The organism is Cylindrospermopsis sp. CR12 (genome assembly GCF_001432185.1).
GTDB lineage: Bacteria > Cyanobacteriota > Cyanobacteriia > Cyanobacteriales > Nostocaceae > Raphidiopsis > Raphidiopsis raciborskii.
This window is the reverse complement of the sequence record NZ_LMVE01000114.1, coordinates 24,360-36,340: the sequence shown is the minus strand read 5'-3', so window position 1 is coordinate 36,340 and position 11,981 is coordinate 24,360. Positions and strand designations below refer to the sequence as shown.

The window sequence follows — 11,981 nt, the reverse complement described above, 5'->3', positions numbered from 1 at the left end:
TACTCTTCTACTCCATGTTTCAGATAAAACAGCTTTTTTTTGTCCATTTCATCTTGAGTATTCCCGGGAGATAAAATTTCAAAAACCACCTGGGGAGGAATATTATCCTCTTCCCACTGTCGATAAGACCCCCGGTGTCCCTTGGGTCTCCCAAACACCACCATGGTATCGGGAGCTAGTTTAATTTTGTTGCTACCCTCTACTGGATACCAAAATAAGTCCCCAGCTACAAACACATCCGCATTATACTTAAATAATTGGTTGAATTAACCCCTACCTGGAGACTGTTTTTAACCGACTGATTTTGTCGTACATGATAAACTAAACTTATTTGGTCACCTATTAAAATTGTCCACAATGCAGGAATTTCAGTCGCGAGTAGTTTCCCAAGAAACCCATCTAAATCGCGCTCGTGCCAGCATCAAACAAACTCTATCTTGGTATGCCTATCTTCGTAAGTCAGGACACTTGTCGTCTAGACCAGATTTGGCAAGTTTGATTAAACCTCAAATGGAAATCCTCAATGCTACTCTGCACAAGCTGGACTCAAATCTGATCAAAATAGCTGCTTTTGGTCTGGTCAGTCGTGGTAAGTCCGCTGTGTTAAATTCCCTCCTGGGGGAAAAAATCCTGGAAACAGGACCTCTTAATGGTGTCACTCAATGGCCCCGCTCCCTCCGTTGGCAATCGGGTACTAAGGTGTGTGTTGAATTAATTGATACTCCTGGTTTGGATGAAATCAATGGGGAAGTTCGGGGAGAAATGGCTCGCACTGTGGCACAACAAGCTGATTTAATTCTGTTCGTGGTATCCGGAGATATAACTAGAACAGAGTACCAAGCTTTACTAGAATTACGACAAGCTCAAAAACCTCTGATTTTAGTGTTCAATAAAATAGATTTGTATCCAGATACGGATAAAAGCACAATTTATCACAATTTACAAGTTTTAGGAGCAGCTACGGGTGATCAGGAAAGTGATCCATTATTACCAGATGAAATTGTGATGGTGTCCGCTGAACCTGCACCTATGGAGGTGAGGGTGGAATATGCAGATGGTAGGATAAGTTATGAATGGGAAACTCCCAAACCTCAAGTGCAAGAGCTAAAGCAAACTATTCTGAATATACTAAATCGAGAAGGGCGATCGCTTTTGGCTTTGAATGCACTGGTACAAGCTAGGGAATCGGAAGCAATTATAGCGGAAAAAACTTTGTATTTTCGTCAACAAGAAGCGGAGGCGTTGATTTGGCGATTCTGTAAATATAAGGCCTTAGCTATTGCTCTAAATCCCATTGGTTTTTTAGATGTTATTGGTGGTCTAATTACTGATTTGGCTTTAATTCGTTCTTTGGCTAGATTATACTCTCTCCCTATGACTAGCTATGAAGCAACTAGGTTATTAAAAACTATCCTCTTGAGCTCTGGTGGTCTATTACTTGCAGAAATAGCTAGCAATTTAGTTCTAGGCATGGGTAAAAGTGCAGCAGCAGTAGCTGGTGAAGGTTCTATAAACATTACTACTTTTGCTGGTGGTGCCCTGGCTCAGTCCGGTGTGGCTTCTTATGGTGCTTATGCTGTAGGAAAAGCCGCACAAGTATATTTAGAAAATGGCTGCACCTGGGGAAGGTTGGGTGCTAATACTGTAATTGAGGAAATTTTGACTCAGGTGGAAAAAAACACTATTTTGTACCGATTGAAACAAAAAATAAAATGAATGATAAATTTAAATTAATAAGTTGTTAGTGTCTATTACTTATCTATATTTGTATAATTAGTTATATAATTAATCATGCTGGTTATCCTGACTCTTTTAGATCCGCAATACCAAACTCCAGTCCAAGAATGGCGTTTCGAGAATGCCACTCTCATTCGCATTGGTCGAGCTGTAGATAATCACGTAGTATTACATAGTAACTTAGTTTCAAGGTATCATTTAGAACTGAAAAAACTCCCGGAAACTGGAGATGTTGATAGCTGGCAAATAGTTAGTCGGGGGACAAATGGGACCTTTGTCAATGGTGTGCTAACTTCAAAATGTAGGTTGATGGATAATTACCTGTTCCAGTTGGCACAGGGTGGTCCTATAGTACGATTCCAAATACAAAGTATACCCAACTTGACCAATCCTTCTTGGATGACACCACAAGTTACAGGTCAAGTCTCACCCCTAGCTTGTAAACACGAAGGCAATTTACCCAATAACATGTTTTGTGTTCACTGTGGTCAGCCCATATCTTTTATTAAACAAATACGTCATTATCAAGTGTTACGTGTTTTAGGACAGGGAGGCATGGGTACTACCTATCTAGCTTGGGACAGTGCGGGTATAACTACGGGAGTGCCACAACTTTTAGTTTTGAAACAAATGAACAGAGATATGAGCGTAATTGCTAAAGCTCAGGAGCTATTTGAGAGAGAAGCAAATACGCTTAAATGTCTCCATCATCCGGGAATCCCTAAATATTATGATTTTTTTGTGGAAGGGGGGAAAAAATTCTTGGCCATGGAATTAATCCAGGGACAGGATTTGGAAAAAGTTGTATCCTATGGTGGATCGGTAACGGTAACCCAGGCGATCGCCTGGATGGTCCAAACCTGTGAGATTCTGGATTATCTTCATTCTCAAAACCCACCTTTGATTCATCGGGATATTAAACCAGCTAATCTGATGGTGAGAAATGGTAATCATCGAATTGTGGTTTTGGACTTTGGTGCTGTGAAGGAAATTGGCACTGGATCGGGAACAAGGATTGGTGCTGAGGGGTACTGCGCTCCCGAACAGGAAAGGGGACAACCGCTGACCCAGTCGGATTTGTATGCAGTAGGACCAACCCTGATTTTTTTATTGACTGGACAAAATCCTCTCAAGTTCTTTCGTCCTAGGGGTAAGGGGTTTTGTTTTGATGTCCAAAACGTTCCGACCATTACACCAAAAATTCAGAAGGTGATTGAGAGAGTGACCGAACCACTACCGGGGGACCGTTTTCAAAGTGCTCAGGATTTGGCTCAAGCACTGTTGGAATGTTGATTGTGGCTTTAATCTTCGTCCCAGGTTTCTACTGCTAATAGATCCCCGATGGGATCTTGCATACTAAAACCAAAGTCTAGTAGCTCTTGTTTCCAATATTTCCATTCGTCAGCGTATAGAAAGGCAATCTTCCATATACTGTCGCTGGGCTTGATAATATTCGATTCTACTAATGATTGAACATTACGCTGCAATTTCACCATGTGGTGAATCACTTGTTGAGTCATAACCAGGATTGTGTTCAGATTTTATTGAAGTAAATGCTCAGTTAAAACTGTGCAACATTTGACGTTTTCAAACTTATACAAAGCTATGTGTTTGAGCCTTCTTGCTTGCGGTAGACAGAGGTTTGTTGAGGAGTCCATGGAGGACCGTTTTAGACTGATTTGAACAACTTGTGCTGATCTTGCTAGGGATTTGTTTTAGCATTGTTGTTGATTTTAACAGTCACTTAATAGTTTCAAGGTTAACTCCTGATAACTAACATACCATTGTAAACTATCTGATTATTTTGGTCAAGAGAAAAATAATGCAGTGTTGGCGATTTTTCTACCGTGCAACATTTAACTTTATGGTTAAGTTTTGGTTTTAACTCTCATAGCATATCATACAATATTCCCTCAAATTGAGAATCTTTAGCTTTTGTACGGTAATTACTACCACCAGCCAAGTAGGGAGGCACGATTATTTATGAGGATGGCTAACCCATGGGGGCGTTGGGGTTTTACGCTCGATCAATAAAAGGGAGAGCCAGAACGACTAGTCAGTACTAAACTTTCTGGCTCAGGCTATAATTTATTTGATTATTTCATGGCGGTCATATTTTTTGTGTCATCGCATTTGGCTTGGGTAGAATCCAGAATGGGAACAACAACAGGGTGAACTTGCTGCACTTGTTCAGTTTGACAGGCAACAGACTGGGTTTGTCCGCTTCCTGACAATATGGTTACTCCACCACTAAACCCTTTGAGGGAGTTAGGGTCTTTAGTACTTGCTGTAAGGTTGGTAGTAGTACCACTCCCTCCAATCGTGTAGTTGTAAAAATCTGTGGATGCGGGAACGGTAATTGATAACTGATTAAGAGTGGTAGCAAACCCGGTATTTTCTAGCCTGTATAGGGTTTGAGCTTTATTAAAGGAACTGACATAGGTTTTAGCCTCTGATTCCTTAGCTTTGTTGGCTTGGGTAAAAAAAGAGGGCAAGGCGATCGCGGACAGTATACCAATAATGACAATAACCACTAGTAGTTCTAGCAGAGTAAAACCTTGAGCTGTTTTGTCCCTAATCAGGATATACTGGAGTAGTTTAACCTGGAGTTTAGTTTTCATGGTAGCTTGTTGGTAATATCATTCTGATTTATTTATACCAAAAACCAAAAGGAATGTGGGTAATTTTCTGTTATTGAAGCCAAGGAAAATTTTATGATATAGAGTAATATTATCAATGGTTCACATAACCGTTAAAATTTAAGCTTACTTTTGATACAAGAGGTTGGGCACAGGCATCATTGTGTTATACTATATTCAGTAGAGTGTAGTCAATATGAGTTGGGATAAAAATATGACCAAGTCCACAGTAGAAAACGTAGAAAATGTAGTGATTATTGGTTCTGGACCAGCTGGATATACAGCAGCTATTTATGCTGGGAGAGCCAATTTAAAACCGATTGTGTTTGAAGGATTTGCAACAGGTGGTTTACCTGGTGGTCAACTAATGAGTGCGATTCGTTGATCTGAAATCAATTCTGATTATGAGTGCAAATAATAGTTGTAAAACAGCTCTAGCTTGCATAACCAATAATAAGATTGAGGGATAGGTCACTGGGTGGAATAAACCCAGATAACTTAATCTTCGTGAAGGTGAACCTGAACATTATTGAATATCAGGTAATTCCTTCCCCCAAGGTGCATGGGTGAAAGCATATCCCCCATTGGAGAGAGTAGCCATCAAACTAATGAAGCGGGGATAAACGGAGGTAACCTATAGAGTCCGACTGGGAATCCCTTCTAGCACAGTTAGTCATGAACAGACCTAGGGGTCAAACTTTCGACAGAACCATCGTAATGACCAATAAGCCAACGCGGATTAGGCTTTTCCTAAAATTGGGAATGGTGAAAAGGGTTGGAAAATTCATTATTTGCAACCTTGCACCCTGGAAGTAACCCGGTGGAGAGAGAGGTTCTAAAACTAACGCCAAACGAAGATTAGGAACGAAGTAACCTCTATGTTAGCTCTTGAGTTGAGGTCGAAAACTTGAGTAGGTGCTAACCGCAAGCAACATAGTAGGAGGGATTGTCTAAGAAGCATTGGCCTTTGGGAGAGCCAAAGGATAAGCTGACGTAGACACGATGGGTTGGAATGTATGGTTTTAAGTAGCAGTAAAAATGTCCAAGGCCCAAAATAACTTGCGGATGGAATGGAAAAACAATGGACCAGTTCCTGGGGAAATTGAGTCAGATGTAAACTGGCAAGAAATTCCTTGGAAAAAACTGGAACGTCATGTTTTTAAGCTGCAAAAGAGAATATACAAAGCCTCGCAGCGTGGGGATGTCAAAACGGTTCATAAGCTCCAGAAGCTGTTAATTAAATCTTGGTCAGCAAGATGTATTGCGGTGAAGGGGGTATTTCCCCAGGACCAGGGTGCTAAATCTTTCTCTCCTGAACAAAAACTGGTTTTGGCTAGGGAACTCTCTGTTATTGCCAAATCACTACTGGTCAGGAAAAATCTTTCTTTGGTTGTGTTTACTATATACAACCAGGCTCTGACTTTGCTTATTAGTATGGCGATGAGTCCAGAATGGGATGCAAAGTTAAATTTGGGTTTACACGAGGCTAATTCTGATATTTCTTGTTATGATGCTATTAGGTCTATTCGCAGGGAAGTGGTAAAAAAACCTAAGTATGTTTTAGTTGGTGAGTTGGAAGAAAGTTTCCAGGGGGTTAACCCTGAATATTTCCTCAAGCAGCTTAATACTTTTCCATTACTGGGGAAACAAATCAAATTATGGTTGAAGTTGGGTTTTCTCAATCACCCACATTCCCTATGTTCCCTTTTATTGGGTGCAGCTTTAGGGGAATTGCAACGGAGGATTAATTGGGTTGGTCTAATAGCTGATACTACTAGTTTTAGCTGTGATGTAATTCCTCACTTTGTTAAGCACAAAGGTAGATTCGTGCTGGTACATCAGGAATTGGAAGTGATTATTCTGTGTCAGAATATTATTACCCAATGGCTATCAGAAGTGGGTTTACAGCTGAAAGCGGGAGGAAGCAGGGTCTCCCACAGTCTCTATGATTATCAGGGAAATGTGGGTTGTAACTTTTTGGGGTTTTATATTAGACAGTTTGTCACCCATGACAAATTATCCCAAAACTCTGATTCAGGGTCAAACCATTATAACACCAGCTATAGCACTTTGATTTCTATTAGTAAAGAAAGCCTAGAACACCATACTAAGTCCCTGGGAGCAATTATTGACCAGCACCGATCCGCTAAACAATCAGTGCTGATTAGTAAGCTGAATCCCTTAATTGAAAGCTGGACAAAATACTACTCTCCCCTAATAAGCGATCGCATTTTTAGCAAGGTAGATTTTGAGTTACAATCTAAATTAAGAGCTTGGTCACGACGACGACACAACCAAAAAGGTAAGAGATGGATTAGTAAAAAATACTGGTCAATGGGAGAGAGTTGGAGATTTTGTCACCAGAACTCGGGGGGTAAAACCTACGAACTGATGAAGCACCAACATATCCACCAAGATTTGAAATTAAGAAGATCTGGAAGCACACAGAATATTCATCCCCAGGCAAAAGCTGTTAAAGACGGTATGCTAGGTAGACAAGACAAGTCCCACCCCATTGAGGAGCCGTGTGAATTGAAAAATTCATGCACGGTTCTGAAGACGAGTCAAGAGGGTGACCTTTTGGCTTAGTTTAACCAACCACGGAAGTAGAAAATTTTCCGGGATTTCCCCAGGGAATCACCGGACCAGATTTAATGACTAATATGAAAGCCCAAGCGGAACGCTGGGGGGCAGAATTGTACACAGAGGATGTGATATCCGTTAATTTGAGTCAGCGTCCTTTTATTGTTAGTTCTTCAGAGAGGGAGGTGAAAACCCATAGTTTAATTATTGCGACTGGTGCAACTGCTAAACGTCTAGGTTTACCCAGTGAGAAGGAGTTTTGGAGTCGGGGAATTTCTGCTTGTGCCATTTGTGATGGTGCAACTCCTATTTTTCGCGGTCAAGAGTTGGTGGTAATTGGTGCTGGTGATTCCGCAGCGGAAGAAGCTGTTTACCTCACCAAGTATGGCTCTACAGTACATTTATTAGTGCGTTCTGATAAGATGCGTGCTTCTAAAGCTATGCAAGATCGGGTTTTAAGTAATTCTAAAATCAAGGTTCACTGGCATACAGAAGCGGTAGATGTAATCGGTAAGGAGCAAATGGTGGGGGTGCAAGTGCGTAACAACCATACAGGGGAAGAAAATACCATTCCTGCTAGGGGTTTATTTTACGCCATAGGACATAAACCAAATACAGAGCTATTTCAGGGACAATTGGAGCTAGATGGGATAGGTTACATTGTCACCAGACATGGAAATGTGGAAACTAGTGTGGAGGGGGTGTTTGCTGCTGGTGATGTTCAAGACCATGAATTTCGTCAAGCAATCACCGCTGCGGGTACTGGTTGTCAAGCAGCACTATTAGCAGAAAGATGGTTATCATCAGGGGGTTTAATTCAGGAATTCCATCAAACCCAATCGGAACCAACTCCAGAATCCACCACCCAACCCCAACAAGAAATTCCCCCCACCGAGTTCAATCTACAGAAAACACGCCATCATGGTGGTTATGCTCTCAGGAAACTATTCCATGAAAGCGATCGCCTGTTAGTGGTAAAGTATGTTGCTCCTGGTTGTGGTCCTTGTCATACCCTTAAACCCATACTCAACAAGGTGGTGGATGAGTTTGATGGGAGGATACATTTTGTGGAAATTGATATTGATGAGGATCAGGACATTGCGCAAAATGCTGGAATTGTGGGTACACCGACGGTGCAAGTTTTTAAAAACAAGGAATTGATTCAAGAATGGAAGGGTGTCAAACCTAAGGGGGAATATCGTGAGGTAATTGGGGGTAATTTGTAGGGTAACCTGTGGGGGTGTTGGGTTTCGTATCCTCAACCCAACCTACGTTCATCTTAATGTTTAATTCTACTCACCCACTTAATGGTTGGATTGGTTGTGAGTTAAAATCAATTGAGCCATTTCCCCAATTTGCATTATGCAGATCAAAAAACGAAGAATACCCTCTTTTTTAAACTTTGCTCAATCTAATCTCTCTGGCAAACTCATGCTCCTGGGGTTGATAATTACCCTATTTTTCGTATTGCTGGCTTTTATGGCACCGGTTTGGCAAAATTGGGGGTGGTTATCTGACCCTAAAGAACTTCTGACCAATCCCATTCATCAACCCCCCTCGGGAAAATATTGGTTTGGCACTAGTCGCTTGGGTTATGATGTTTTCTCCCGTACCATTTTTGGTGCTCAAGCAGCATTACAGGTGGTCATATTAGCTACAGGGTTGAGTATGGTGGTGGGCGTACCCCTGGGAATGGTCAGTGGTTATCTAGGTGGCAAATTAGATAAAACCCTGCTATTTCTCATGGACAGTATCTACACCCTACCCGGACTTCTACTTTCTGTTACCCTGGCATTTGTGGTGGGTAGGGGAATCTTAAATGCGGCGATCGCCATTAGCATAGCCTACATCCCCCAATATTATCGAGTTGTCCGTAATCATACGGTGAGTGTGAAAACGGAAGTATATATCGAAGCTGCCCAAGCCATGGGTGCTTCTACTTGGACTGTGTTATCTCGATATTTATTTTTAAATGTAATTCAGAGTGTTCCTGTGTTATTTACCCTGAATGCAGCAGATGCCATATTAGTTTTGGGTGGTTTGGGCTTTTTGGGTTTGGGACTACCAGAAGAGGTACCAGAGTGGGGATACGATTTACGACAAGCTTTAGAGGCTTTACCCACGGGTATTTGGTGGACTACCCTTTTTCCTGGTTTGGCTATGACTATTATGGTGGTAGGTTTATCACTACTGGGTGAGGGATTAAATGAACTGATCCATCCGCGAATGCAAAAGAGATTCTAAAATCTTAAAACATTGAGACGGATCCGGTCTATATATGGTAAGTTGCTCTATTAGTAATTAATAATTCCGGATTCTAGTCTAACTTAACAACCTAGAGGTTAGAATAGTATGTGAACTATAAAACCAAAACGGCAATTTTGAACTTTTCTAGACTGATATAAACGTTAATCAAAGAGACTAAGCTCATGACAAACACTCAAGAAACAGCAACCTCCATAGAAGATAAAATCGAAGAAGAACGCCAACAAGCTCGTGCAGTTTGTGATATTTCCGGTGGCAACTCTGCAGCTTGTGCTGCTGCATGGGATGCGGTAGAAGAACTGCAAGCTGCTGCTTCTCACCAGAAACAAGAAAAACCTAAGAACTCCTTAGAAGCATATTGTGAAGCTAATCCGGATGCAGATGAATGTCGCATTAATGACAATTAGAGATTCAGGAGTCCATGTTCAGATGGCTGCACCGATTCTTGACTGAAGTTCAAATGTGGTCATCCGGTGTCAAGCATAGGGAGACAAAGGTGGTCAAAAGTGTTAATCTTTGGTACCTGTCTCCCATTACCAAAACAACTTCAAATTGACTAATACAAGACTAATCAAGAGATGACAAACCTGGAAGAAGTTTGGTTTCGCCCTTATGTGTGGACAGATTACAGATTGGCGTTGCTATTTAATTTAATTATCCCCATAGTTTTGACAATTTGGGCATTTGTGCAAAGCTCAGACTGTATACAAAGGTTATTGGCTATTTACTGGCGTGTAGCCAGTCTTGCGGCTATAACTGTATACCTGATGATTGGCGGATTTGCAGTCAGTTTTATATCTGGTCTAATAGCTCGGATCCTCATTCCCCTTTCCATCTGGTTCTGGGTTGATTTGAATGATGAAGTTGAGTATCAGTCCCCAGGACCTTTAAAACTGGTTTTTACCTCTTGGCGTTGGGCAATAACCGTTTATGGAATTTTAGGGGTAATTGGCACCGTGCCCTTTCTGGGCTGTGCTTTTTCAGGTGATTCTAGGAATTCAGCCTACTGTAAGGTTTGGACCGAAGCACCCCTAATGTTTAAGGACTATTTCCATCATAACAGCACACCTGCATTTCTTGGCTTTTTAGGTATTGTTGGCTTAACAATTTACATAATCTATCTTACCTATTTTGTCTTGGTTAAATTTGGCAAGTATGGTAGAACAGCAGTACATTAAAGTGTTTATAAACTGTGATGAGTAATTCCATTGCTAAGTGCTTAGAAGAATACACGAGCAAAAGGTCTCAGGAAGTGCTAGTAGTCACCATCAATATTGATGGGGAGGAGGACAAAATAGCAGTTTTTAAAGGATTTTCCAGCTCCTTGATGCGCCCCACCGCTTTTGACCCTGATGTGGCGGTACTACCGGAAGGTGCCATAATTGTCACCATTGACCGAATAGCTAGTCCTTATAATCCCGAATCACCCCGTTATATTCAACAGGGTATTTCTTGGGAGACCATGGCAGTTTTATTATCAGAGGTGGGTATTTTTCTGGAAAGTTGAAAGATTCAACACCTATATAATTAAATACAAAAACACAAAATTTATCACATACAAAATTTTTTATGTTTCGTTCCGGTTATACCCTACCAGTTTTTGCCTGTGGTGGTGCAATAGCGGCGTTATATTGGTTGCGCCATTGCCGTATATTAAATACAGCGGGTGTTGATCTAATTTCACCGGATCAAATAGTGGAAATTCCCGTTGAACAGGTAGCTGGAATTTCCGAGAGTGGTGCTTTAGCTATTACTCGAAGTGATCCGGGGGATAACTTAGATCTAACTAAAGATACACCAATTTGGACAAAAGTAGAATGGTATGATGGAGAGGGGGAAACGATTGTTATCAGGGGTGGAGAAGGGATTGGTAAGGATTTACAGGGGATGGCTGCTATTTATACATACGCCCAGCAATTGTTGCGGAAAAACCTAGAGAAACTACTATTTCCGGGGGAAAAAATCCTAGTGACGGTGATTTTACCCGAGGGGCGCTCCCTAGCTACCAGAACCTCCAACCCTGCTTTTGGAGTGGTGGAAGGACTTTCTTTATTAGGAACAAGCGGTATATCTCAACCATTAAGTACACCAGAACAGCTTGAGGTTTTTCGGGACGATTTAAGGACGAAGGCAAAGGAATTTAATAGCTTAGTTTTTTGTATTGGCGAAAATGGTTTAGACCTGGGGAGAAAATTGGGAATAAATCCGCAACGCATGGTAAAAACTGCTAATTGGATTGGTCCTCTATTAGTTGAGGCCCATCTTTTGGGGGTTGAAGAAATATTATTATTTGGCTATCACGGAAAATTAATGAAACTAGCAGGGGGAATATTTCATACTCATCATCATTTAGCAGATGGAAGGAGAGAAATTATAGTCGCCCATAGTGCTATCCTGGGGTTAAAGTATGAAGATATACAAATAATATTTCATAGTCCCAGGGCGGAGGATGCCCTGCAACATCTGCGCTTTCTGGATACTATAAGTGGTAGTAACTGGACTAACCAAATTTATTTCAGTATTGCCCAAACTATTGACAATCGTTCCCAAGAGTATATAAAAAGCCATAGTGACCAGAGTGTGAAAACAACAGTTTGTGGTTCTGTGCTTTTTGACCGAAATAGAGAAGTTATTATTAAAAGTCAAACAGGTTGTGTGCTAATGGAGAAATTGTGCTAACCTAAATGGACTGTCAAAATCAAACCGCTCGTAGTTGTTAACAACTACATAGTAACTCAATTATGTTCAAAGACACAC

10 protein-coding genes and 3 pseudogenes are annotated in these 11,981 nt (G+C 41.2%); 10 read left to right on the top strand and 3 right to left on the bottom strand.

Annotated features, from left to right (window positions below; all coding sequences use genetic code 11):
• A pseudogene (locus ASL19_RS13255) lies at window positions 1–257 on the bottom strand (Uma2 family endonuclease); the annotation flags it as partial.
• 100 nt (window positions 258–357) lie between these two features.
• Between ASL19_RS13255 and ASL19_RS13250 the strand changes: the two are divergent.
• Both ASL19_RS13250 and ASL19_RS13245 read left to right on the top strand, forming a co-directional pair.
• Window positions 358–1,716 carry a GTP-binding protein gene (locus ASL19_RS13250; protein WP_057178698.1) on the top strand — a complete coding sequence of 453 codons (1,359 nt, stop codon included), beginning with the start codon at window positions 358–360 and terminating at the stop codon, window positions 1,714–1,716.
• 78 nt (window positions 1,717–1,794) lie between these two features.
• Entirely contained in the window at window positions 1,795–3,030 is a 1,236-nt protein-coding gene (locus tag ASL19_RS13245) for an FHA domain-containing serine/threonine-protein kinase (RefSeq protein ID WP_057178699.1), read from the top strand.
• A gap of 8 nt (window positions 3,031–3,038) precedes the next feature.
• On the opposite strand, the gene ASL19_RS13240 is transcribed toward ASL19_RS13245, so the two are convergent.
• Window positions 3,039–3,257 (bottom strand): DUF4327 family protein, encoded by a 219-nt coding sequence (locus ASL19_RS13240; protein WP_040010333.1) that lies wholly within the window; start codon window positions 3,255–3,257, stop codon window positions 3,039–3,041.
• A 576-nt stretch (window positions 3,258–3,833) separates the two neighbouring features.
• Window positions 3,834–4,358, bottom strand: coding sequence for a type IV pilin protein (locus tag ASL19_RS13235; protein WP_006279125.1), 525 nt, complete (start codon window positions 4,356–4,358; stop codon window positions 3,834–3,836).
• Window positions 4,359–4,572: 214 nt separating this feature from the next.
• On the opposite strand from ASL19_RS13235, the pseudogene ASL19_RS13230 reads away from it, so the two are divergent.
• The 8 genes and pseudogenes from ASL19_RS13230 to cbiD form a co-directional block, all read left to right on the top strand.
• Window positions 4,573–4,749, top strand: a pseudogene (locus tag ASL19_RS13230) (FAD-dependent oxidoreductase); the annotation flags it as partial.
• Window positions 4,750–5,414: 665 nt separating this feature from the next.
• A complete protein-coding gene (locus tag ASL19_RS13225; RefSeq protein WP_057178696.1) occupies window positions 5,415–6,965 on the top strand; it encodes a reverse transcriptase N-terminal domain-containing protein in 1,551 nt (516 codons plus the stop codon).
• Window positions 6,966–6,973: 8 nt separating this feature from the next.
• A pseudogene (locus tag ASL19_RS13220) lies at window positions 6,974–8,185 on the top strand (FAD-dependent oxidoreductase); the annotation flags it as partial.
• Between the two features lie 136 nt (window positions 8,186–8,321).
• Entirely contained in the window at window positions 8,322–9,203 is an 882-nt protein-coding gene (locus ASL19_RS13215; RefSeq protein ID WP_006276772.1) for an ABC transporter permease, read from the top strand.
• Window positions 9,204–9,388: 185 nt separating this feature from the next.
• On the top strand, window positions 9,389–9,631 hold the full coding sequence (locus ASL19_RS13210) for a Calvin cycle protein CP12 (protein WP_057178694.1): 243 nt from the start codon (window positions 9,389–9,391) through the stop codon (window positions 9,629–9,631).
• A 171-nt stretch (window positions 9,632–9,802) separates the two neighbouring features.
• Window positions 9,803–10,402: a DUF3177 family protein gene (locus ASL19_RS13205; protein ID WP_006276770.1), complete on the top strand. Its 600-nt coding sequence runs from the start codon at window positions 9,803–9,805 to the stop codon at window positions 10,400–10,402.
• Between the two features lie 17 nt (window positions 10,403–10,419).
• Window positions 10,420–10,731, top strand: coding sequence for a hypothetical protein (locus ASL19_RS13200; RefSeq protein ID WP_006276769.1), 312 nt, complete (start codon window positions 10,420–10,422; stop codon window positions 10,729–10,731).
• A 62-nt stretch (window positions 10,732–10,793) separates the two neighbouring features.
• Window positions 10,794–11,903 (top strand): cobalt-precorrin-5B (C(1))-methyltransferase CbiD, encoded by a 1,110-nt coding sequence (gene cbiD, locus ASL19_RS13195; protein WP_057178693.1) that lies wholly within the window; start codon window positions 10,794–10,796, stop codon window positions 11,901–11,903.
• Window positions 11,904–11,981: the final 78 nt, after the last annotated feature.